18 protein-coding genes are annotated in these 23,555 nt (G+C 63.2%); 8 read left to right on the top strand and 10 right to left on the bottom strand.

Translation table 11 applies throughout. From position 1 onward, the window contains the following. Position 1 precedes the first annotated feature (1 nt). Positions 2–679 carry an HAD family hydrolase gene (locus tag OHZ10_RS03640; RefSeq protein ID WP_034182802.1) on the bottom strand — a complete coding sequence of 226 codons (678 nt, stop codon included), beginning with the start codon at positions 677–679 and terminating at the stop codon, positions 2–4. Positions 680–690: 11 nt separating this feature from the next. Then, positions 691–1,425 (bottom strand): DnaA regulatory inactivator Hda, encoded by a 735-nt coding sequence (hda, locus tag OHZ10_RS03645; protein WP_059235994.1) that lies wholly within the window; start codon positions 1,423–1,425, stop codon positions 691–693. A gap of 250 nt (positions 1,426–1,675) precedes the next feature. Here hda and purM point away from each other — a divergent pair, with 250 nt between their 5' ends. The 3 genes from purM (at position 1,676) to OHZ10_RS03660 (ending at position 4,546) form a co-directional block, all read left to right on the top strand. Next, positions 1,676–2,731 carry a phosphoribosylformylglycinamidine cyclo-ligase gene (purM, locus tag OHZ10_RS03650; protein WP_342703650.1) on the top strand — a complete coding sequence of 352 codons (1,056 nt, stop codon included), beginning with the start codon at positions 1,676–1,678 and terminating at the stop codon, positions 2,729–2,731. A 140-nt stretch (positions 2,732–2,871) separates the two neighbouring features. Then, positions 2,872–4,092, top strand: a complete 1,221-nt coding sequence (locus OHZ10_RS03655) for an ISL3 family transposase (RefSeq protein WP_059233026.1) — start codon at positions 2,872–2,874, stop codon at positions 4,090–4,092. Between the two features lie 58 nt (positions 4,093–4,150). Beyond that, positions 4,151–4,546, top strand: coding sequence for a YybH family protein (locus OHZ10_RS03660; RefSeq protein ID WP_059235989.1), 396 nt, complete (start codon positions 4,151–4,153; stop codon positions 4,544–4,546). 36 nt (positions 4,547–4,582) lie between these two features. Here OHZ10_RS03660 and tet read toward each other — a convergent pair whose 3' ends face one another. Continuing rightward, positions 4,583–5,776 carry a Tet(A)/Tet(B)/Tet(C) family tetracycline efflux MFS transporter gene (gene tet, locus OHZ10_RS03665; RefSeq protein ID WP_342703652.1) on the bottom strand — a complete coding sequence of 398 codons (1,194 nt, stop codon included), beginning with the start codon at positions 5,774–5,776 and terminating at the stop codon, positions 4,583–4,585. Positions 5,777–5,838: 62 nt separating this feature from the next. Here tet and tetR point away from each other — a divergent pair, with 62 nt between their 5' ends. Beyond that, the gene (gene tetR / locus OHZ10_RS03670) at positions 5,839–6,471 is read left to right on the top strand and encodes a tetracycline resistance transcriptional repressor TetR (RefSeq protein ID WP_174993222.1); all 633 of its coding nucleotides are present in this window, start codon (positions 5,839–5,841) and stop codon (positions 6,469–6,471) included. 5 nt (positions 6,472–6,476) lie between these two features. Here the strand turns inward: tetR and miaA are convergent, their stop codons facing one another. Beyond that, complete coding sequence (miaA, locus tag OHZ10_RS03675) at positions 6,477–7,454, bottom strand: tRNA (adenosine(37)-N6)-dimethylallyltransferase MiaA (protein WP_059235986.1); 978 nt, start codon at positions 7,452–7,454, stop codon at positions 6,477–6,479. After that, a complete protein-coding gene (gene mutL, locus OHZ10_RS03680; RefSeq protein WP_342703653.1) occupies positions 7,451–9,451 on the bottom strand; it encodes a DNA mismatch repair endonuclease MutL in 2,001 nt (666 codons plus the stop codon). The genes miaA and mutL overlap by 4 nt, the downstream gene beginning before the upstream one ends. Before the next feature lie 183 nt (positions 9,452–9,634). On the opposite strand from mutL, the gene OHZ10_RS03685 reads away from it, so the two are divergent. Beyond that, positions 9,635–10,318: a DedA family protein gene (locus tag OHZ10_RS03685; protein ID WP_059235982.1), complete on the top strand. Its 684-nt coding sequence runs from the start codon at positions 9,635–9,637 to the stop codon at positions 10,316–10,318. A 77-nt stretch (positions 10,319–10,395) separates the two neighbouring features. On the opposite strand, the gene OHZ10_RS03690 is transcribed toward OHZ10_RS03685, so the two are convergent. The 3 genes from OHZ10_RS03690 to OHZ10_RS03700 form a co-directional block, all read right to left on the bottom strand. Further along, positions 10,396–11,208 carry a mechanosensitive ion channel family protein gene (locus tag OHZ10_RS03690; protein ID WP_059235980.1) on the bottom strand — a complete coding sequence of 271 codons (813 nt, stop codon included), beginning with the start codon at positions 11,206–11,208 and terminating at the stop codon, positions 10,396–10,398. 202 nt (positions 11,209–11,410) lie between these two features. Next, on the bottom strand, positions 11,411–13,243 hold the full coding sequence (locus OHZ10_RS03695; protein ID WP_342703654.1) for an HAD-IIIC family phosphatase: 1,833 nt from the start codon (positions 13,241–13,243) through the stop codon (positions 11,411–11,413). 593 nt (positions 13,244–13,836) lie between these two features. Continuing rightward, a complete protein-coding gene (locus OHZ10_RS03700) occupies positions 13,837–15,798 on the bottom strand; it encodes a GSCFA domain-containing protein (RefSeq protein ID WP_342703656.1) in 1,962 nt (653 codons plus the stop codon). 383 nt (positions 15,799–16,181) lie between these two features. Between OHZ10_RS03700 and OHZ10_RS03705 the strand changes: the two genes are divergently transcribed. Continuing rightward, positions 16,182–16,577, top strand: coding sequence for a hypothetical protein (locus tag OHZ10_RS03705; protein WP_155627173.1), 396 nt, complete (start codon positions 16,182–16,184; stop codon positions 16,575–16,577). A 171-nt stretch (positions 16,578–16,748) separates the two neighbouring features. Here OHZ10_RS03705 and OHZ10_RS03710 read toward each other — a convergent pair whose 3' ends face one another. Both OHZ10_RS03710 and OHZ10_RS03715 read right to left on the bottom strand, forming a co-directional pair. Continuing rightward, positions 16,749–17,549 carry an ABC transporter permease gene (locus OHZ10_RS03710; protein ID WP_059235975.1) on the bottom strand — a complete coding sequence of 267 codons (801 nt, stop codon included), beginning with the start codon at positions 17,547–17,549 and terminating at the stop codon, positions 16,749–16,751. Then, complete coding sequence (locus tag OHZ10_RS03715; protein ID WP_342703658.1) at positions 17,546–18,181, bottom strand: hypothetical protein; 636 nt, start codon at positions 18,179–18,181, stop codon at positions 17,546–17,548. The genes OHZ10_RS03710 and OHZ10_RS03715 overlap by 4 nt, the downstream gene beginning before the upstream one ends. 1,317 nt (positions 18,182–19,498) lie before the next feature. On the opposite strand from OHZ10_RS03715, the gene OHZ10_RS03720 reads away from it, so the two are divergent. Together OHZ10_RS03720 and OHZ10_RS03725 are read left to right on the top strand one after the other, a co-directional pair. After that, a complete protein-coding gene (locus OHZ10_RS03720; protein WP_081051876.1) occupies positions 19,499–22,480 on the top strand; it encodes a glycosyltransferase in 2,982 nt (993 codons plus the stop codon). Between the two features lie 62 nt (positions 22,481–22,542). Then, positions 22,543–23,448 (top strand): NAD-dependent epimerase/dehydratase family protein, encoded by a 906-nt coding sequence (locus OHZ10_RS03725; RefSeq protein ID WP_081051875.1) that lies wholly within the window; start codon positions 22,543–22,545, stop codon positions 23,446–23,448. Positions 23,449–23,555 lie beyond the last annotated feature (107 nt).

Here is a 23,555-nt window from a genome sequence, read left to right on the forward strand (position 1 = left end):
TTCAGAAGAGATCGAGGATACGCCAGCCGCGGGTGCTTGCATGCGCACGCAGCGTGTCGTCAGGGTTGGTCGCGATCGGGTCGGTGACTTTCTCGAGCAGCGGGATGTCGTTGTGCGAGTCGCTGTAGAAGTAGCTGTGCGCGAAGTCGTCCCAGTGCTTGCCGAGCGACGCGAGCCACGCTTCGGTCCGCACGATCTTGCCTTCGCGGTAGCTCGGCGTGCCGGTCGGTCGGCCCGTATACGGTGAATCGGGGTGCCCGTCGGTCGTCTCGACCTCGCACGCGATCAGCGTATCGACGCCGAACGCGGTCGCGATCGGGCGCGTGATGAATTCGTTGGTTGCGGTCACGACGCAGCACAGGTCGCCCGCATCGAGGTGCTTGCGCACCAGTTCGAGCGCGGCGGGCGTCATCGCGGGCCGGATCACCTCGTGCATGTACTGCTCGTGCCATTCGGCGAGCTGCGCGCGCGAATACTTCGCGAGCGGCGTGAGCATTGCCGTGAGGTACGCGTGGATGTCGAGCTTGCCGGCCTTGTAGTCGGCGAAGAACTGATCGTTCTGACGCGAGAAGCTTTCCGCGTCGACGATGCCGAGCTTCACCATGAAGCGGCCCCATTCGTGGTCGCTATCGGTCGGGATCAGCGTGTGATCGAGGTCAAAGAGTGCCAGATTAGTCATGGAAGCGCATTTTACTCGAAGCGGTTCGGGCCCGTGCCCGGTGGTGTGATGTCGTCGCCGGGACGCGCGAGCATCCGGCGCAGCAGCGGCAGCGTGACGGCGCGTTTCTGCTCGAGCGAAAAGCGGTCGAGCGCGTCGAGCAAGGCCATCAGGCTCGGCATGTCGCGGCGGAAATGGGTCAGCAAATAGGCGGCGATGTCGTCGGTGAGCGCGATCCCGCGCTCTTTCGCGGCGAGCTTGAGCACCGCGATCTTGCCGGCGTCGGACGGCGGCGACAGGTGGAACACGAGCCCCCAGCCGAGGCGCGTGCGGAGATCCTCGCGCACGTCGAGCGCGAGCGGCGCTGCGGGGCCCGCCGCGACGAACGCGCTCGACGGGTGCGCACGCACTTCGTTGAACAGGTTGAACAGCGCGACCTGCTGCGTGTCGCTCATCCGGTCGCAGTCGTCGATCGCGTAGATGCCGATGCGCGGATCGAACGTGAACGCGCCGAGCGGGCTCTGCGGCGTCAGGTAGCGCGCGTAGCCGTACGACGCGTCGCTCACGAGCGCCTGCAGCAGGTGGGTGCGGCCGCTGCCGGGCTCGCCCCAGATGTAGAACGACCGGTCCGGCACGGGGCCCGCCGCGAGCGCGAGGTCGAGCTTCTGCAGGCGCGAGATGAGCTCGTCGTTCTCCTCGTTCATGATGAAGTTGTCGAACGTGGCGGGCGGCGGCGTGCCGAGATCGAGCGTCAGTTGACGGGACACAACAGTCACAATGCAGGTCGGTTGAAAATACGCGCGCCGTACGCCGGGCACGCGCCGGGGGCTGCGGTTCCATGGGCTTCACGCGCGGCCGCACGCACGGCGCCGCGCGGGTTTCGGCGCGGTTCGCTCGGCGTTGAAAACGGGGACGTGTTGACCAAGATGCAATCCCTGACGATTCGGTGCTGGGAATTCCGGCCAACGGGCCGGCTTCGGGTAAAATCGCATTTTACCGACCTTCTCGCATTCCCCCATGAATCCTCCGAAATCCGCTCCTGACGCTCAGGGTCTGTCCTATCGCGACGCAGGTGTCGACATCGACGCGGGCGACGCGCTCATCGACAAGATCAAGCCTTTTGCGAAGAAAACCCTGCGCGACGGCGTGCTCGGCGGCATCGGCGGGTTCGGCGCGCTGTTCGAAGTGCCGAAGAAGTACAACGAGCCGGTGCTCGTGTCGGGCACCGACGGCGTGGGCACCAAGCTCAAGCTGGCGTTTCATCTGAACAAACACGACACGGTCGGCCAGGATCTGGTCGCGATGAGCGTGAACGACATCCTCGTGCAGGGCGCCGAGCCGCTGTTCTTCCTCGACTACTTCGCGTGCGGCAAGCTCGACGTCGACACGGCCGCCACGGTCGTCAAGGGCATCGCGCAGGGTTGCGAACTGTCGGGCTGCGCGCTGATCGGCGGTGAAACGGCCGAAATGCCGGGCATGTACCCGGACGGCGAGTACGACCTGGCCGGCTTCGCGGTCGGTGTGGTCGAGAAGAGCAAGATCATCGACGGCAGCACGATCGCCGAAGGCGACGTGGTGCTGGGCCTTGCGTCGAGCGGCATCCACTCGAACGGCTTCTCGCTCGTGCGCAAGATCATCGAGCGCGCGAACCCGGACCTGTCGGCCGATTTCCATGGCCGCTCGCTGGCCGACGCGCTGATGGCGCCGACCCGTATCTACGTGAAGCCGCTGCTCGCGCTGATGCAGAAGCTGTCGGTGAAGGGCATGGCCCACATCACGGGCGGCGGTCTCGTCGAGAACATCCCGCGCGTGCTGCGCGAAGGCCTCACCGCCGAGCTCGACCAGAACGCATGGCCGCTGCCGCCGCTGTTCAAGTGGCTGCAGGAGCACGGCGGCGTCGCCGATGCCGAAATGCACCGCGTGTTCAACTGCGGCATCGGCATGGCCGTGATCGTCTCGGCGGCCGATGCGGACGCAGCGATCGCCGACCTGACCGCCGCCGGCGAACAGGTGTGGAAGATCGGCACCGTGCGTGCGACCCGCGAAGGCGAGGCGCAGACGGTCGTAGTCTGACCGCAGCAGCAGATGCAGCAAGGAAAGCCGCCCGGAGTCGATCCGGGCGGCTTTTTTTTGGTTCATCGCAGGAAACCGTGGAGCCTTGAAGAGCGATTGCGTAACCTGACGCCTGACTTTATGGAGGTCAGGAGGCAGAATTGCTCGATCGCAAGGCACTTCAGGCACTGGGTTGCTGGACAGGCTATCGGCTGGAGCGGGTGGAGTGGCCGCAGGGCGATAGCCGCACGCTGTCGCTGTACTTGAAGCCGGTCAGCAAGGTCATGTACTGCGAGCAATGCGGAGCGCGTTGCCAGCAAATCCACGAGACGACGGTTCGTCGGGTGCGCGATCTGCCGCTGTTCGAGTACCGGGTGGTGTTGCATGTGCCTCGTCGCCGGGTCTGGTGCGAACGCTGCGGCGGGCCGAGGCTGGAGAAGCTGGACTGGCTGGGACGCTACCAGCGGGTGACGGAGCGATTCGCCAAGGCCTGCGAGAAGCTGCTGCAAGCGGCCAGCGTGCAAGCGGTAGCGGCCTTCTACGACCTGGGCTGGCATACGGTCAAATCGATCGACAAGATGCGCTTGCGCGCACGCGTGGCCGAGCCGGACTGGTCAACGATCCGCTATCTGGCGATGGACGAGTTCGCGCTACATAAAGGCCATCGCTACGCCACGGTGGTGGTCGATCCGATCGGCCGGCAAGTGCTCTGGATCGGACAGGGGCGCTCTCGCGAGACGGCCAGGGCCTTCTTCGAACAACTTCCCGCGGGCGTCGCCGAGCGCATCGAAGCGGTCGCGATCGACATGACCACGGCCTACGAGTTGGAGATCAAGGCGCAGTGTCCACAAGCCGAGGTGGTCTACGACCTGTTCCACGTCGTCGCCAAGTACGGGCGCGAGGTCATCGATCGGGTGCGCGTTGATCAGGCCAATCAGTTGCGCCACGACCGGCCGGCCCGGAAGGTTCTGAAGTCCAGTCGCTGGCTGCTGCTGCGCAACCGTCGCAACCTGAAGCAGGAACAGGCCGTGCATCTGAAGGAACTGCTGGCCGCCAATCAGCCGTTGCTGTGCGTCTACGTGCTACGGGACGAACTCAAGCGGCTCTGGTTCTACCAGAAGCCAGCTTGGGCGCAAAAAGCCTGGGAGCAATGGATCGAGCAAGCACGGCAAAGCGGGATTGCCGCGCTGCAACTGTTTGCGCAGCGTCTGCAGAGTTACTGGCACGGAATCCTCGCCCGCTGCCGCCATCCGCTCAATACCAGCGTCGTCGAAGGCATCAACAACACCATCAAGGTCATCAAACGCAGGGCCTACGGGTACCGCGACGAGGAATATTTCTTCCTCAAGATCCGCGCCGCGTTCCCCGGTAATCCTCGATGAACCTTTTTTTTCGGGTGCGCGTGCAGTACGGACGCGCGCCGATGAAGGAGGGACGACGATGACCGAAGACGAACACGCGATCCGCGCGCTCGTGGACAACTGGTTCGTGTCGAGCCGGCGCGGCGATCTGGCGACCGTGCTTGACCTGATCGCCGACGACGCGATCTTCATGGTGGCCGGCAAGCCGCCGTTCGACAAGGCAGCGTTCGCGGCCGCGTCGCGTGACGCGAACGCAGGCGCCGAGCATGCGCCGAAGGTCGACGGCCGTTACCGGATCGACGAGCTGCGCGTGCTCGGCGACTGGGCGTACATGCGCAATTTCATCGAGATCGAGGCGACGCCGCCGGGCGGCGACACGATCCGCCGCTCGGGCCATACGCTGACGATCTTCCGCAAGGCCGACGGCCGCTGGCAACTCGTGCGCGATGCGAATCTCGTGACGCTCGTGCATTGAACGCGGCGGCACGGGTGGCGGGGCACCCGCCGATGCTCATGCGGACGGCCGCGGCGCGTTTGCCGGGCGCGTGCCGGCCAGCAATGGCGGCACCAGCAGGTACAGCAGCGCCGCCGCGGCCCAGACGAGCCCCGGCCACGTCGTGCGCGTCGCCGCGTAGGTTGCGGTGACGACCAGCGGCCCTGCGACGCCGATCAGGCTGGTCACGCTCGCCAGCATGCCTTGCAGTTCGCCCTGGCGCGCATCGTCGACCTGCCGCGCGAGCATCGCCTGCAACGCCGGCAGCGTCATGCCGCCGGCCGCGAACAGCGGCAGCAGCGTGAACGGCACCCATGCGGCGGTCGCGAACGCGATCACCGCGAGCCCGAGTGCATCGCCCGCGAGGCCCAGCGCGAGCGCGCGGCGCTCGCCGAGCCGCGCGATCAGCGGCCCGATCGCGAATGCCTGCGCAAGCGCGTGGCACGCGCCGTAGCCGGCGAGCGACAGCCCTGCGACCGGCGTCGACCAGCCGAAATGTTCCTGGCCGTACAGGATCCACAGCGTCGCGGGCGCTTGCGATACGAGCGCCACGATCACGTAGATGCCGACCAGCGGCACGAGCGCGGGTGCGCCGCTCAGCCGGCGCAGGCTCGCGAACGGGTTGAGCGAGCTGGCCGCATGGCCGTCGCGAGCCGAACGCGGGCGCGACTCCGGCAGCGCGCGCCACACGAGCACGAGATTGAGCGCATTGAGCAGCGCGGCCGCGACGAACGGCGCACGCAGGTGCAGCGCACCGAGCAGCCCGCCGATCAGCGGGCCCGCGATGAAGCCGATGCCCATCATCGCGCCGAGCTGGCCGAAGCGCCGGGCGCGGTCGGGTTCGGCCGTCACGTCGGTCACGTACGCGGTCGCGACCGCGACGTTCGCGCCGGTGATGCCCGCGACCAGCCGCCCGACGTAGAGCCAGGCGAGCGTCGGCGCGAGCGCCATCAGCAGGTAGTCGAGCGCCGCGCCCGCAAGCGACGCGAGCAGCACGGGGCGGCGGCCGAAACGGTCGCTCAGCGCGCCGAGCAGCGGGGCGCACAGGAATTGCGCGAACGCGTACAGCGCGAGCAGGACCCCGTAGTGGGTGTCGGTGCTGCCCGCGCCGGCGAGCGAGCGCAGCAGCCCGGGCAGGATCGGCATCACGATCCCGACGCCGATCGCGTCGAGCAGGACCGTGGCCAGAATGGCAATCAGGGACGGATTCAAGAAGGTAACTCTATCGATGATAGAGTGGTGATTATTCCATAGTTTCCCTATCGGTGATAGAGATGAAGGACACAGGGGCGCGGCTGACGCGCGACACGGTATTGCGCGCGGCGCTCGAATTGCTGGATGAAGTGGGGATCGATGGGCTGTCGACGCGGCGGCTGGCCGAGCGGCTCGGCGTGCAGTCGCCGACGCTTTACTGGCATTTCAGGAACAAGGGCGAACTGCTCGACGCGATGGCCGAGGCGATCATGCTCGAGCGCCACGACGCGTCGCCGCCGCAGCCGGGCGAAGCATGGGATGCGTGGCTCGCCGGCAACGCGCGCAGTTTCCGTCACGCACTGCTGGCCTACCGGGACGGCGCGCGCCTGCATGCCGGCACGCGGCCGCGCGCGCTGCATTTCAGCTCGATCGAGCGCAAGGTCGCGCTGCTCGGCGACGCGGGTTTCACGCCGGACGAGGCGGTCGACGTGATGTACGCGATCGGCCGCTTCGTGGTCGGATGGGTGCTGGAGGAGCAGGCGGAGCCGGACGGCGACGCCGAGGCGCCGTTGCCGGACGCGGCCGAGTATCCGCTGCTCGCAAAGGGCTGGAACGCGCTGCGCGAGCGCAGCGGCGACGAAGCGTTCGAGCGCGGCATCGCGTGGATCGTCGACGGCGCCCGTGCGCGCCTGGCGGCGCGTCGGGCGGGCTGACGCGTTCAGTTACCCGGCGTGCTGCCGTCGAGTACGCGTTCGAGCGCGTCGAGCGCGCGGGCCGTCGAATCCGGCGCGATGCAATCGACGACGATCCGCTCCGGCATCGCACGCAGCCACGTGATCTGGCGCTTGCAGAGCTGGCGCGTCGCGAAGACGCCCTTGTCGCGCATCGTCCGGTAGTCGGTCTCGCCGTCGAGGAATTCCCATGCCTGCCGGTAGCCGACGCAGCGCATCGACGGCAGGTCGGGATGGAGATCGTCGCGACGGCGCAGCCGTTCGACTTCGTCGATGAAGCCGGCGTCGAGCATCGCGTCGAAGCGCTGCGCGATCCGTGCGTGCAGTACCGCGCGATCCGACGGTTCGAGCGCGACCGGCACGAAGCGGTAAGCGGCGGCCGCATCGTCCGTGCGGCGCGGCGCGGCAAGCAGCGCCGACATCGGCTGCCCGCTCAGCGTGAAGATTTCGAGCGCACGCTGGATCCGCTGCGAATCGTTCGGCGCGAGCCGCGCGGCCGTGTCGGGATCGACCTGTGCGAGCCGCGCGTGCAGCGCGGGCCAGCCGTCGCGCGCGGCGTCGGCGTCGAGCTTCGCGCGCACGTCCGGATCGGCGCCGGGCAGGTCGTTGAGCCCCTGCGTCAGCGCCTTGTAGTACAGCATCGTGCCGCCCGCGAGCAGCGGCGTGCGGCCGCGCGCGATGATCTCGCCGATCAGGCGCAGCGCGTCCGCACGGAATTCCGCGGCCGAATACGCGTCGGCCGGATCGATGATGTCGATCAGGTGATGCGGCACGCTCGCGCGCTCGTCGCGCGACGGTTTCGCGGTGCCGATATCCATGTCGCGGTAGACGAGCGCCGAATCGACGCTGACGATCTCGATCGGGCGGTGCGCGGCGAGCGCCAGCGCCGCGGCCGTCTTGCCCGACGCGGTGGGGCCGAGCAGGCAGGCGATCGTCGTCGGAGAGGACTGCGGTGAAGCGCTCATTGGCCGCGCATGAACAGGCGGTCGAGATCGTTCAGCGTGAGCTGATACCAGGTCGGCCGGCCGTGATTGCACTGGTCCGCGCGCTCGGTCGCCTCCATCTGGCGCAGCAGCGCGTTCATCTCGTCCAGCGTCAGGCGCCGGTTCGCGCGCACCGCGTGATGGCAGGCGAGCGTGCCGAGCAGTTCGTGCTGGCGCTCGGTGAGCACGCGCGAGCCGCCGAACGCGTGCAGGTCGGCGAGCACCGCGCGCGCGAGCGACTGCAGGTCGGCGTCTTTCAGCAGCGCCGGCACCGCGCGGATCGCGAGCGTCGTCGGCGACAGCACCGCGAGGTCGAAGCCGAGCGATTCGAGCGTGTCGCGTTCTTCCTCGACCGTGCCGATCTCGACCGGCGTGGCCGTCATCGACACGGGCAGCAGCAGCGACTGCACGGCGACCGTGCGGTCGGCGAGCGCGTTCTTGAACTGCTCGTACAGGATCCGCTCGTGTGCCGCATGCATGTCGACGATCACGAGGCCGTACGCGTTCTGCGCGAGTACGTAGATGCCGTGGATCTGGCCGAGCGCGAAGCCGAGCGGCTGCTCGTCGTGCGCGGTGGCGGCGAGCGGCGCTGCGGCGAAGCCCGGCAGCGGCGCGACCGGCGCGCCGGCCGAATCGCGGGCGAGGGTCGTCGTGCCGTCCGGCGTGCCGGCACCGCTGTCCTTGCGGCCGAACAGCGCATCGTAGAGCGCGAGCGGCTGCGCGACGGGCAGCGTGCCCTGCGTCATGCGCGCCTGGCGCATCCAGGTGTTGCCGGACGACGAGGACGACGGCGGCGAGAAGCCGCTACCGCCGAAGCCACCGGTGCTGCCGGTCGGGTGGCCCTGGCTCTGGCCGAGCGGCGTGTCCAGGAACGACGATGGCCCGCGCGGCGCGGGTTCGAGATGCGCGGCATGGCCGCCTGCCGTGATTTCCGGCGACGCGCCCGCGTGGCGCGCGAGCGCGCGCTGGACCGCATGGAACACGTACTGGTGGATCGAGCGCGAATCACGGAAGCGCACCTCGATCTTCGACGGATGCACGTTCACGTCGACGGCTTCGGGCGGCAGGTCGAGGAACAGCACGTACGACGGGTAGCGGTCGCCGTGCAGCACGTCCTCGTAGGCTGCGCGCACCGCGTGCGTCAGCAGCTTGTCGCGCACGAAGCGGCCGTTGACGAAGAAATACTGCTGGTCGGCGCGCCCGCGGCTCGCGGTCGGCAGCCCGGCGCAGCCGTAGACGGCCAGCGGTCCGGCCTGTTCGTCGAGCGGCAGGTGCGCGGTCGCGAAGCTGTCGCCGAGGATCTTCGCGACGCGCTGCGCGGGCTCGGTCGCATTCCAGTGCTCGACGGCCTTGCCGTTGTGCAGCACCGAGATCGCGACGTCCGGCCGCGCGAGCGCCGCGCGGCGGATCATTTCCAGGCAGTGGCCGAATTCGGTCTGCTCGCTCTTCAGGAACTTGCGCCGCGCAGGGGTGTTGAAGTACAGCTCGCGCACTTCGATCGTCGTGCCGGTCGAGCCGGCGGCGGGCGACAGCACGCCGGTCTGCGCATCGATCTTCATCGCATGCGCGGCATCGGCCGTCCGGCTCGTGATCGACATCTCGGCGACCGACGCGATCGACGCGAGCGCTTCGCCGCGGAACCCGAGCGTCGCGACCGCCTCGAGCTCCTCGAGCGAGCGGATCTTGCTGGTCGCATGGCGCATCAGCGCGAGCGCCAGCTCGTCGGGCGGAATCCCGCAACCGTCGTCGGTGATCGAGATGCGCTTCACGCCGCCTTCTTCCAGCACGATGCGCAGTGTCGTCGCGCCGGCATCCATCGCGTTCTCGAGCAGCTCCTTGACGACCGACGCCGGGCGTTCGACGACCTCGCCGGCGGCGATCTGGCTGATCAGCTGGTCGGGCAGGGGCTGGATCGCGCGCAGCGGGCGCGGAGCGGGGGCGGGCGTGGCGCCCGCGGCCGTTTCGGTGATATCGGACATGGCCGAATTATAGCGAGGCGGCGGATGCGTGCCGGGGTGGCCCGCCGTTACGTTTTTTCACGGAGCCTTAAGGTAGTTTCGGTATCATGACTCCATTGCGCGCGCCGCCTTGGCTGGCGGGCGCCTCCGCCATCTCTGGCCTTTTCCGGCCGTTCCGGCCCTATCGCCTTCGAGGAATCGCATTTGGATACGCTGCTTCATTTCGTCAACCTTGTCCTGCATATCGACGCCTTCCTCGGCGATTTCATCCGGCAGTACGGCGCGTGGGTCTATCTCGTGCTGTTCCTGATCGTGTTCTGCGAGACGGGGCTCGTCGTGTTTCCGTTCCTGCCGGGCGATTCGCTGCTGTTCATCGGCGGCGCGTTTGCGGCGACGGGCGAAATGAACGTCGGCGCGCTGATCGTACTGCTGCTCGTCGCGGCGATTACCGGCAACACCGTGAACTACCTGATCGGCCGCTGGGTCGGCCCGAAGGTGTTCAATACGCATATCCCGGTGCTCGAGCGCTTCCTCGATCGCGCCGCGCTGCAGAAGACCCATTCGTTCTACGACAAGCATGGCGGCAAGACGATCGTGCTCGCGCGCTTCATCCCGGTCGTGCGCACGTTCGCGCCGTTCGTCGCGGGTGCGTCGTCGATGAGCGCCGCGCGCTTCCAGCTCTTCAACGTGATCGGTGCGCTGGTCTGGGTGCTGCTGCTCGTGCTGCTGGGCTATTTCTTCGGCAACATCCCGTTCATCCGCCAGTACCTGAACGTGATCGTGCTGGTCGGGATCGGCGCGGCGATCGTGCCGGTCGCGCTCGGCGCGGTGTGGAAGCTGGTGCGCGGGAAGCAGTCGGACAACGCGCAGAAGACGGGCGGGCGCTGAGCGCGCGCGTTACCGTCGCTTCGGGGCAATAAAAAAGCGTGGCGAGTGCCACGCTTTTTTTTCGTCCGTGAATGCCGTTACGCGGTGCGATGCGAGACGGGCGTTTCGGGCGTCGGGTATTGCGCGTCGCGGAACGTCTCGAGGATCACGCGGTTGGTGTCGCAGTACACCTGCCAGTAGTTTTCGGGCGCCGTGGACGGGCGCACGAACAGCAACGGGCCTTCCGGCGTGAACTGCAGCACGCCGACGTCCGGCGCCGGGCTGGTCAGCACGTTCGGGATCTGCTGGATCGACGACTTCAGGCGGTTGATCGCGTCGACCGCATCGACACCGTTCGCGATCTTCGCGGTCAGGTCGACACGACGGTACGACGTCGCGCTGTAGTTGGCGATGTTGTCCGAGAAGATCTTGTTGTTGCCGACGATCGTGACGATGTTGTCGGGGGTGACGATCGTCGTGCCGAACAGGCCGAGCTCCTTCACGGTGCCCGTGACGCCACCCGCGTTGATCACGTCGCCGATCTTGAACGGGCGCAGCACCTGCATGAACACGCCCGCGGCGAAATGCGCGAGCAGGCCGCCCCAGGCCGTGCCGATTGCGAGGCCGAGGCCGGCGAGCAGCGCGGCGAACGAGGTGGTCTGCACGCCGAAGATCTGCAGGATCGCGAGGATCAGCAGGATCGTCAGCAGCACGCCGACGACGGAGGTCAGGTAGTCGGTGAGCGTCGGGTCGACCTTGCCGCTGCGGCGGACGACCTTGCCGAGCAGGCGGGTACCGATGCGGATCGCCCAGCGGCCGATGAACCACAGGACGATTGCGGCGAGGAGGTTGAGGCCGAAGTCGAGGCCGCGGGTCATCAGGAATTGCTGGGCGGTGGCGAGATCGATCATGCGTTCTCCAGGTGGGGGATAGGGGCGCGATGTGCGCGTGGCTGCGCAGTTATACCTGTGCGATGACGACACGGCAACCGGGCCGGGCGATTGGACTGTCAGGGATTGTCAGGGGCAATTCGTTCGGCAACCCGACGATCGTGACGGAGGCGGTGTCCGGACCCGACAGGCAACGCGCGACGCGGCATCGCAACCTGCCGGGTTAGACGGCGGTCGGCCCGGCAACCGAGAACGTGACGTGCCGTGGCGCTGCAAGTCGCTGCTGGCGCGACAGTACCCATGTTCCCGGTACTGCTTCGGTGAAGCCGCATGTCGAATAGACTGCCCGGCCGAGTGCATTCGCCGGCGTTTCGACGACGTCGCCGACCGCATCGGAATGAGCGTGAATGGCTGCCGTGATGGAAGCCAGCAGGGATTGCTCGACGCCGAGTCCGAACACGCGGCAACTCATGACGTATTGCTCGATACGCTCGTGATGCACGATTGCGACGGCGACGAGACCGTAGTCGGTGTATTTGTCGATCACATGCGCGACAACCATCACTGTGCCGGCATCGAATGCGCGAGCGCACTCGTCGAACGACCATCTGCGCCCCGTCGTATTGAACTGGTTGGATTTGTTGACCAATTCGAACGCGCGCGTGAACCTGGCATCGTTCGTATTCGTCACGCGGTGTGCCGTTACCTTTACTTGCAGCGATTGCAGGAATGCTTCACGACTCATTTTCGAACGGGCATGCTCGCGCTCGATCTGGGCTTGAATCATTTCAGTGCGGCGGCCGGATTCGTCGGTGACGTGCGCAACCTGTGTTTCGCCGGACCAGAGAAGCACGCGGCGCAGACGATAGACATCGCTGCCGAGAACCCGCATGTCCGGAAACGCCTCCGCCACGGCGGCGCGCTCGACCGGATTGTCGTCGATAAAGACGACGTTTCTCGGCAGCAGATTCGTTTCAGCGAGAATGTCCTGGATGTTTTCGACCTTGGGCTTCCAGTTGATCTTGATCGACGCGAAATCGGACATCGAGATCACGCCTCCGACGAAGCCCTCCGTGCTCCATAGTTCGCGGATGCGTTGCTCGTCGTTCTTGCTCGCGATGGCAAGCAAGATGCCGCGGCGTTTCAGGAATTGAAGCGCTTCGATGACGCCGAGCGGATAGCCTTCGATGGCGTTGAAGCGAATGCCTTCCTCGGCGATCACGCCTCGCCACAGCGTATCGTCGAGATCGACGATGACAAGCTTGACGGAGTCGATCTGTTTCGCGGACGTATACATCGCCCGTAGCTCATGCCATACGGCGGCGCAAAACTGGTTCGTCTTGATTTCGTACTGTTGACTATATTGCGCGGGCGGTTCGATTCGCTGACTGTCGAGCGGGTAGTCGAAATCGAAGACGAACGTGCCGTGTGCGTGCACCCAGATGCTGTCATCCTGAATGTATTTCTTGCCGATCGTCGACGAGATGGCGTCGATGTCGATCGTATAGGTGTTTTGACGTGCGGAAACTTCCCCGGCGATCAGTTCGTTCAGCTTCTCGGTGTAGAACACGGGATTGCGCAGATCGTATCGCGGCAACGTGCGCCCCATGGCGTTCTGCTGCGGAACCAGGAAGTTCGCGACGAATGTCAGGATCTGATGTGAGTCGTTGTAGCTCAATGCGCCGCCCAGCAGTTGCAAAAGGCGTTGTCGTGACTCGTTGAACGTCTCGACGTAGCGCTGCGGATTCTGGTAGTTCAGGCGTGCCGTCATCGTTTCCGGCGCAACGGTGCGCATTGGGAGCACGATGAGCTGAAATGCGTACGCTTCGACCGGATGCGGCGGGCTGGGCGGCAATTGGCCTGCAAAATTGTAGGGGACGTAATCGACTGTCGCGCCATCGAACGCAAATGCCGCGTAGGGCGTGAGCAATTCCGAGAAACATGACCCGATAACCAGTATTCTCGATGCGCCGTGCCGGCTCGTGGAAAGGTCGTTGGGTACGCGATGCAGCCAGTCGTCGACCGGTTGTGCTGCGGGAGACGTGGTTTCTGTCATGTGTGGATGCACCTCGTCAGATGATGGCACCGAAGCATGTGAGGTAACCGGGCTTCCAGCGACGGGCAAATTTCAGGCCTGGCGCCGTGCTTGACGAAGATCGGCCTCGCGGCGCGTGTCGCTGCAGACGCATCCGAATTTCTAGCGCCGGCGCATGGCGACGATGTGAATCTGGATGTTTTGTTGGCTGATGCGGCAATCAAGCGGTGCGCGTCGCACGTGACATGCCGCCCGGGGCTTCACGCGGCGTGACGTTCGCCAACTTGGTATATACCAAGCGCGACAGATGAGGCAACCACGGTGAGGCCGATGACGCGGAGGGACGGATGCGGTGTCGGGAGGTATCCTGGGCGGTTGCCGACTGGATGCCGCACGTCGAAAGAGGGCAGAGGCGGGCTGACGAGGTTCGCGTTGCGCGAAGAAGGCAATGCGACCGAAGCGGGCCCGACGCGGTCCGTGCATTGACGGCGAGGCGCGGGCTGGTCGCTTGCCAGCCAGCGGAAGAACCGGTGAACGCGCGCCGCGATGCAGATCGCGTCGAGCCGGGCAAGGTCGCGGCGCCGCAGCGACGCGCCCTTGCCCTTGGGTGAAGCTCAGACCTGGAAGTTCGCGATGGCTTCCTCGTCACAGACGACGCCGGTGACGTTGCGATGCAGTGGAGCGGGTTCGTCGGCTGCCGGGGCTGCCGGCCGCTCGACCGGTGCTGCGGCGACCTGATCCGTACCGCCGCCGGCATAGTGCTTCATGAACAACCGCATCACGTGTGCCACGCCCGCATCGGTCACGGTACGAAGGTCGTCATCGAAGTACGCGCCGCGATTGTAGTTGCCGGTGATGACTTCGAACGACGGGAAGTAGCCGACGTGGGCATGCGCCGTGCTCAGTTCCTCCGCCGCGACGCGCAGTACCGACTTGCTGTACGTCGTTGCCGTCAGCGCATGCTTCGGTTCGTACGTTGCGATCAGCGGCACCGGTGATACGGTCAGGATCACTCGGCATGCCGGGTTGATGACGCTGAGCATGCCGATGAACTCGTTCATGTCCGCAATCACGTCGGCTGCCGAGAAATTGACGAATTCGTATTTGTCGGCATCCATCGACCCGCCAGCGACGCCCGGTGCGAGCGGGAAAATCGCTCCGTCCGATTTCGCGCGCCACGACTCGGTCAGCCCCAGCGTGAATACGAAAACGTCCATCTGCTCGAGCATGGTGCGAACGGCCGCAAAATGCTCGGCGCGTGATGCAACGAGTTCTGCCTCCGAACCGAAACCCTCAGGTTCGATCTGCGGACGGAACGGATCGACGAAGCGACCGTCCTTGCGTTGCCACACCTGGTCTTGCGGCACGAATTCGCCGCTCACCCGCTTGAGAAGCTGCACGAGCTGGCGCGCGGTGTAAATGTTGCCGTAGCGCGCCGAGAACACGCCAAAATTACGGTTTGCGGCCTGTTCTTTCGTCGATCCCTCGGGCGCTTGCTCGGGGATGAAGTAGTTGAAGCCGTTGGCGCTCAGCGTTCGTGCGATGTGTTGCGCAAAGCAACTGCCGGCAGTCGCGACCTTCTGCTCCTGTGCAACCGAAAACTTCCCGGACACGACCGGATCGACGTCGATCGCCGCCGGCGTTGCGACGCCCTTCTTCCAGAATTGATGGTCCGGCAGGTTGCGATACGGATTCGCGAACGCGTCGGCGGCCGGTTCTGCCAACCGTCGATCGAACTCGGCAAGATAGAAATTCACCGGCATGATCGAATCCCGGTCGAATTGCTGATAAGTCGCAATCGACCCGTCGATGAACGCGCGCAGACCGATGACGCCGTTCGGCTCTACCTGCTTGAAGGCGTAGTCCCCGGACTCGGGGTAGGACGTTGCTTCCGCGACCTCCGGATAAATCGGCCAGATCGGCAGCAAGGCGAGCGGATCGTGCGCGTAGCGCCCGGGATTCTGATTGATGACGGGCACGCCGAGACGCTCCAGAACCGCGCGTGCAACGTCGGCCACCGTCGACAGTGTCGGATGGTTGTACGTGTGCATAAAGCAGCCGCTGCGCAACCATTTGTCGACGGCACCCTGCAGATTCAGGCCGGTCGCCGCAATTTCTTCTCGCAGCGCCTTTTCGGCGTGCGACCAGGTGTTCAGGTAACCGAGCTTGCGGTAAGTCTCACGGGTGAACCTTGCTTCGATCTCGTCTGCAGACAGGCCGCGCAGATAGCCGTGAACCACGAGCGACGAGTTGTAATGCATCATCGGCCCCTGAATCGCCTCGGGAACGTCGCTGCCGATGCGCTTCCCCTGCAGATAGGTCATGTCAGGGTGATGGCCGACGAATGCGAGATCCGGGAAGAGCACCAGCCGGTCGCGCGGCATGTCTGCCATGTGCTGTTCGATGAATCGCTGTGCGATGACAACGTCGTATTCCTGGAACAGCCACGGTACCGTCACCGAACCATCCGACAGCGTCGTCAGCAGGAAAAACTGCGGCTCCAGCGTGCCGCTCATCTCGCGCATGCATGCCGCGAGACTGGCTCCCTGGCAATTCGAAATGATTGCAATTTTCACAGACCAATACCTCGAATATTAAAACCGCCGTTCATCGTGGAACGGCCGCATGTTTGAAAAACGAGCAACATCCCGGTGTCTCGCCGATTGATGTTGCGAAATTCACGCAAGTCGATTCTTGCAAAACGGACTATTGCTTCCGAACTCCCTCTGGTGCGGTCGGCCCACGTCTCGAGGTTGAGCGATGTCGCGTCGTCGTGAGTGCCTTCATTGGGGAGCTTCGAGATAGGGTCTTTAATGCGCTCAAGTCACATCCATCAAGCTGCCCGGGCACAATCGAGCACGGCCTGACGGATCCATTTCTATCGAAATGTAAGGCCCGCCGTGACTGCCGAGCCCGTCAAGAGGCCAATAATACACGGTAAGGACTGAAAGTATGTGGCATGGAATTCAGGCTGCATATAGACGAGCCGAGGCAGGACTTTTCTTGCCGTTTACCGGATCCGCAGGCTGAACGTCACGTCGTCGGCACACCTTGCGCTGCTTCCATGTCGATGCGCGATGGGCGGATCAAGTTCTTCGCGCAACGCATCGGTGAGGCCGCGCACGATGGCGGGCGTGACATCGTTGCGTGTCTGGACCGGTGGTCCCGAGACAGTTTCCGGCAGAGGGGCTTCGCGGTTGATCAATCCGCGCCGGGCGGCCTGGAAGATCGGGAAGTGCTGCGGCTCGATGAAGTGCGGCCCGCTACATGGTCGAGGCGGTGCAGCTGCGAGCAACGGGGGAAGCTGGGGCGCCGGTATATTCATGGCCGCCGTGTGACCGCCGTCCATATCTGATGCGGTCCGGCCATACGCGCCTGATCCTCATGCAGCGCTGTTCTTCGATTCCGATGCGATTCGCGCGGGTGTCTGCGGACGAAGCTGCAGCCCCGCTTGCGGGTGCCGGGGGCGGGAAATGTTTTGCTTGATGGCGCCTCGCCCCGGCAACGCGTAGAGATTACCGATAGCTTAATCGGGCTGGACTCTTTTTCCTGCCTCGCGCGTGAAAAACAAGCCGACGAACAGAAGCGTCGCGTCGACGAATACCATGTACGTAACATCGTAATGCGTCTTGACGACGGATCCGAAAAACCCGGCGCGCAGCATTTCGGTGCCATTGACCATGGGCACGAGAAGTGCATATTTTCGCCACGCCTCGGGGAGCCATTCGACCATAAAGGCCGAGCCGGAAAGCGGAAAGACCAGATAGGCGATCGTATGCCAGAGCCGCTCGACCATTTCACTCCGCTCGGTCAGCGAGCCAATCGTCAGTGCCAATGCTGCCCCGAAAACGGAAAGATATAACCATCCGGCCAATACGAGCGAGATATCCTTCGGAGGCTCCATCCAGCCGACGATGATATAGATGACGCTCAGAATAATGCACGACATCGTGGCGCCGGAGATCTCGAGCAGGATGCGTGCCCAGAAAAAATCGACAACGCGGACGTTGCGGTGATAGAGCAAACTCTGGTTCGGCAGGATCGCCAGTGCACAGCGGGTGGTGCAGTTTCGCCAGACCAGAACGGCGGAATAGCCGGTCAATGCGAACGCGGTAATCGAAATGGATGCGACGTGTTCGGCTTTGACCAGGTTCCACAGCGTCGTGACACCGACTGTAAATGTCATCGGCTCCAGGAAAATCCACAGGAAGCCTACGTTGTGGCGGCCATAGCGCGTCAATATTTCACGCATCAGCAACGCGCTGATGACGCGTAGCTGAATGCTGATCGATCGGACCAGCGGCGTATTGTGCTGAGATTCAATCATGTAAGCGTAAAGGTTTCGAGAGTGCCGGCGAAGCGGGGCAACCGTTCGATTGAAGGATTGCCTCTGTGAGGCGGGCAATCGGTGATGCGGTACTTCTTGCTTTCCACCCTGTCCTCGAGCACGTCGACGCCTTCTTTCAAAATCGGAAGCGATGCCGGGGCGATATCGGGCCTGCTGCTCTGCTGGCCGTGGCAGGTGACCCCATTGCCCTTGCGGTGCCCGGAACCCGATTTAGCGTCGTCCCGACGGAAGAATCCGGTCGAGAGTATATATGGAACGCAACACTGCATGCACGTATGGAATGCGTTTGAACTGGCCAGCGATCGGGATACGAACGACGGTCTCACCATTCGGTGCATTCGTGTGTCGCGAACACGTTGCCCCGATTGGCGCCGGGCGTAGGCTGTCGAGATGCGTGGGCAGGGGGCGCAGCTGCGAGTGTCGTGCACCGTCCGTTGCGTGCCGCCGGGGTGCCGGTCTGGCCAAGTCGTTTTGTTGCGCCCGGTATTTGCCGTCGCGCTGCTGGCAGGGCTCTTATCGTCGTTGCCGGTGTCCGGTACGTAAGCGCCGGACGATGGATTTTCGTCTGGCCCCGCGTCTTGATCGCAATCGTTGAGCAGCAGGAAGTCCATGTGAGTATTGCGGGAAGGCTGCATGCATCTTCGTGGGTCATTTTCATGACACCGCGCCCGCCCGAAAGCAGATCGTGCGAGCCGCGTTTCACCGGTTGGACTGGGCGACATGGACGGCTGCCAAGAGGGCATTTTATTTTGCTGTCGCGCGCAAATGCATTTAAATTGAAAGGCGTCGATTTTTGTATGGTAATCGCGATGGTGAGTGGCGTTGTGTCGATCGTCCATTAATGGTGATTTGATGTTTTTCAGATCATTTTTATTTTCATGGCGAGGAATGTCGGTAAGGCGCTGCTTTACTGATCTCGCCGGAACGGATGTTGCACATCGGGTGAGTGGGGGTGGGGCTTGCCAAATTCGGGGCGACTTCGCATCCGGCGAACGATTCGACGGCCGTCACTCAAGCTTGCGATTCGAACGACCTGGTCCAGTCGTAACGCGCTTCGGTGATTCGAATTAAATGGCGAGTCGGAAAGACGTTTTGCAAGCGTTCCGTTGCGATGTGAGTTCGGCGCAAACGCTTGCGTTGCGATCCGGGTGGCGTCGGTGAAGCGGTTTCTACGGAGGACGCCGGCGATGAAGTGGCGCCTGGTGCGTGCCGAATCAAAAAGGGCGGATACCGGATGCCTCGGGGTCGCGTCGTTGTCGGTGCCGGGTGCCGTCTTGGTTGTTCTTGACAATGTGACCATTCGGCTTCGGGTGAATTCGATCTGGACGCCCGCGGCGGCGCAATAGATGGCTCGGTAGATTCGCGGTATCGCTGCCGGTGTCGGCGCGCTTTCAGGGCATTTCAAAGCGTCTCGATTCCTCGTGACGTAATTTTGTATTCATGCGGAAATTTGTGGAATTTGTTGCGTGGATGGTTCGGTTTTCAAGTAAATTTCGCTTGTATGGTATTCGACGCCGAGTGCGTGACTTATAATTGCCGGTCGCCGCTGGTCGGGACCGTTGTACGTGTCCGTGACGGCAACGAATTTTCCCGGTTTCGCTTCCTGCATCCGGCAGTGAGGCTGGCTGCGGCCGCATCGTTTGGTGCCGCGCTGGGGTATGCCGACGGCCCTCGTTGACGAGCCGGGCGGTGGATGCGGCGACTGCGCGCGAGGCGCGCAACTCCTTGAAACGGGCGGGCGGTGAAAGAAAAGGCGCAGGACGGGCGGCGTTTTGGGACTGACAAGAGAGTCACCTGTTTTGAATTTATTGATTTCGTGTTGTGGAGCGCGCCATATAAATGAGATCGAATTAGAGGGTAATGGGTCGTGCTCAATTTCGGTTTGTTGCTAATTCCAGTGGTGTCGCTTCGAATTTGGTGAACTCTTGATGAATATGAATGTCGCAGGCCTGCTGCGGGCCGATGGTGAAGATTTTGTTCGTAACGCCTATCTTTCGTTGCTGCGTCGTGAGCCCGACGAAAGCGGCCGGGCTCATTATCTGGAACGTTTGAAGTCAGGTGTGCCGAAGGAACGTATTCTCGCTGAATTGTATTTGTCGGCGGAAGGTCAGCAGAAGAGCGTTCGTGTCGATGGAATGGACGATGTGGTGGCCACGTATCAGCGCACCTCCTTTGCGCCGTTCAAATTCCTGAGCAAGCTTTTTTCTTCGAATGCATCGCCGTCGCTTTCCGAGGCGGTCGCGCCTCCGGTTCCCGTCACGGATGCACACCTCGAGGCGCCGGCCATGCCGGCGCACGAGATTGCTGTCGCGCGCGTCGAGCCCAAGCCGGTTATTCCGGTTCCGGTCGTGGCGCCGCGCGATGAGCCGGCGGTATGGATGGACCTGACCGCGACGATGGAGTGGCGCGGCGGCGTGGTGGGTATCATCCGTGCGGAACTCGAGGTCGCGCACGGGTTGAAAAAGGTGCATCCGGGCATTCGCTTTTCCATGCAGCGAGGCGGCGGCTTTATTGAAATTCCGCAAGAGCAGATGCGGTGGCTGTTCGATGCCGACAACGTTGCGGAAACCTATATTCGTACGGTCGGCGCCCAGATCTCGAGCGAGCAAAACGACACGTCCGGCAGTCCGTGCCTGGCGGAGGTCCTGAATCTCGTCGCACCCGACAACGCACCGTTCTTTCATCCGTATATCGCAGGCGATGCGATCTTCTCGTGCGGCTGGATCACGAGCCAGAAGGAAGCTTATTTCTCGCGGCTCAAGAACGAGTGTCCGGGCGTGTATCTGTCGTATCTCGTCTACGACGTCATCCTGTTGCGCAAGGGAACGAGCCATCTGTACGACAAGCAGACACGTGACCAGTTTGCGCAGTATCTCGAGTGGGTGGCGGAAAACGTCGATTTCATCCTCTACGGCGGACAGACTGCCCAGCGCGATGCGACGGAAATTTTCAAGGAGCGCGGCTGGCGCGTTCCGCATAGCGACTTCCTCAAGCTCGGGTCGGACATTGCGCGTGCGAAAGGCACCCAGGACGACCGGACCATCCTGCGCGACATCGGTATTACCGGGCCGTACCTGATTACCGTGGGCTCGATCGAGCCACGCAAGAATCACGACACGATTTATCGGGCGTACCTGATGGCGCTCGAAAAGGACCCGCGCAAGGTTCCGCAACTGGTGATCTGCGGCAAGCCCTGGTGGTCGGAGGATCTGCTGGATGCGCTCAATCGCGATCCGCGTCTCAAGGGGGTGATCATCCGGTTGTCCCCGACCGACGAGCAGCTGGCGGCGCTGTATCGCAATTGTCTTTTCACGCTGTTGCCCAGCCTGTACGAAGGCTGGAGTCTGACGCTGCCCGAGAGCCTCGATCAGGGCAAGTTCTGCATTGCGAGCGATAACCCTCCGCTGCGCGAAGTGGGGCGTGACCTGGTCGAATTCGTTCCGGCCTGGGACGTCGCGACCTGGGCGGAAAAGATCGTGTTCTATGCGAACGACGCGCAGGCACTGCTGCAGCGCGAGTCGCGGATTGCGAAGGAGTGGACCAAGACGACGTGGCTCGATACGGCCGGCATGATCCGCAGCAAGATTGCGAACTACCGGGCGAATCATCCGGCTGCGCATGCGGAGCCGTCGATCTGGATGGATCTGACCACGACGTATCTGTATTGGCATGGCGGCGTGCAGGGCATTATCCGGGCCGAACTTACCTACGCACGGTATTTGCACGAGCTGGCGCCCAATACGCATTTCTTTGCCTGCCACAACGGCTTGATGTTCGAGATCTCGTCGGACAATCTTTCGTGGCTGTTCAACAGCGATGACCTGGCGACGTCTTACCGGCACTTCCACGAGTTCTACAAGGAGCATGAAGCCGACGGAACCGGTTGTCGTCATCCGTTCGCGCATGGCGCCGGCCCCGATCATCCGGGCGTGCTGCGAGAATTCCCGGACAACGCGATCGTGTTTTTCGCGGCGATCGACTGGAATCCGTCCCACGAAATGGCGCGATCCCATCAGGCGGTGCAGCTGGCGCGTCAGAAGAAGAACGTGACGGTTTCCCAGCTCATCTACGATTTCACGCCGATGCTGATTCCGCACCATCACATGAAGGAAACCGCGGACGCATACGAGCCCTTCATCAAGTACTCGTCGGAAAACTTCGATCATCTCGTGTACGGCGGGCAGACGGCACGACGCGACGGCATCTCGTTCCAGAAGGCGCATGGGTGGCCGACGCCTCCCAGCGATTACGTCGAATTCGGATCGGACATTTCCGAGTCGGATGTCGTGTCGACGCGTGCGAGCGCATCCGCCGACGCGGCGGTGCTGCAGAGACTCGGTGTCGCATCCCGGTTCATCATTACGGTTGGAACACTGCAACCGAGAAAGAATCAGGAAATGCTCTATAAAGCGTATGTCACGCTACTGGAGCAAGGGCACGAGGCGGAATTGCCCCAGATGCTGTTCATCGGCGGAAAGGGTTGGAACTCGGATGACTTCCTGAAGGTCTTCTCGGAGGATGAGCGCATCAAGGGCAAGATTTTGCTGCTCCGCCCGACCGATGCCGAACTGAATGTGCTTTATCGACATTGCCTCTTTACGCTGCTTCCGTCCTTCTACGAGGGATGGAGTCTGACGTTGCCGGAGAGCCTGAGTTACGGGAAATTCTGCCTGACGTCCGACTGCGATCCGCTGCGTGAAACAGGGCGGGATCTGGTCGAATACATCAACCCGCTCGATACCTATCGCTGGGCGGAGCGCATCCTGCATTACTCGACGCATCACGAAGAGGTCGCAGCGTGGGAAGACCGAATTCGTCACGGCTGGAAGTCCAGGACGTGGCGTGAATCGACCGAGATGCTGCTGGAATCGCTCCGTCGTGCTCATCTCGAACGCGGCGCGAAGAGATAAGTGCCGAGGCTGTATTCGAGGCCGCCCGCCTGGGGTGGCCTCCACTATGAATTCACGACGAAATGGCAACGATACTCATCACTGGCATCACGGGTTTCATCGGGACGCATTTGGCGGCGCATCTGACCCGCCAGGGGCATCGGGTTTTCGGTACGACAACGGGTACGTCGGACAACGCGTTGCAGTGTAGTCTCCACGACTACGAGCAAGTGGCTTCCGTTGTTCGAACGGTCAATCCGGACGTGCTGATCCATCTTGCAGCGTTGTCGTCCGTGACGAGCGGTACGACGATGCAATACTACGAAACGAACGTCCTGGGCACGGAGCACGTACTGAAGGCCATCGACAGCCTCGGTGGGCGGCGACGCATCATGTTTTCCAGCACGGCGGGCGTTTATGGAAATCAGAACACCGAAGTCCTGACGGAACTGTTGACGCCGAAACCCGTGAGTCACTACGGCATCAGCAAGCATGCCGCCGAATGCCTCGTCATGAATTATCGCGACAAGCACGACATCACGATCCTGCGGCCGTTCAATGTCGTGGGGACGGGCCAGAATGCGGACTTTATCGTGCCGAAGCTCGTCAGTCATTTCGCGAGGAAGGCGCCGTCGATCCGGTTGGGCAATCTCGACCCGGTGCGCGACTATATCGATGTCGATGTGTGCTGCAGCATGGTTGCCGATGTGCTGGATAAGTCCGCTTCCTTCGGGGAGGTGCTGAATGTTTGCGCGGGCGCCGGCAAATCGGTCAGGGATCTGCTTGCAATCATGACCCGGATCTCCGGTCACGAGATCGAGGTCGTGTCGGCGCCGGAATTCATGCGCAAGAACGAGGTGATGCGATTGCTGGGCGATCCTGCCAAGATCAACTCCATTTTGCCTGCCCGGGACAATACCAATGATCTGGAGAAGGTGATCGGCGAGATGTTGTCGGATGCCCGGAACCGGTTGGCGGGCACGCAGTAACGCGGCTTCGCTCGCTGCAGGGCGGGCTGCCATTCATTCGTGGCAGGTCGATGTCGTGCGAAGGGTGGCGGTAAATGAAAACGGCGCATCTCATGATGCGCCGTTTT

Source organism: Burkholderia arboris, assembly GCF_038723655.1.
Taxonomy (GTDB): Bacteria; Pseudomonadota; Gammaproteobacteria; order Burkholderiales; family Burkholderiaceae; genus Burkholderia; species Burkholderia arboris.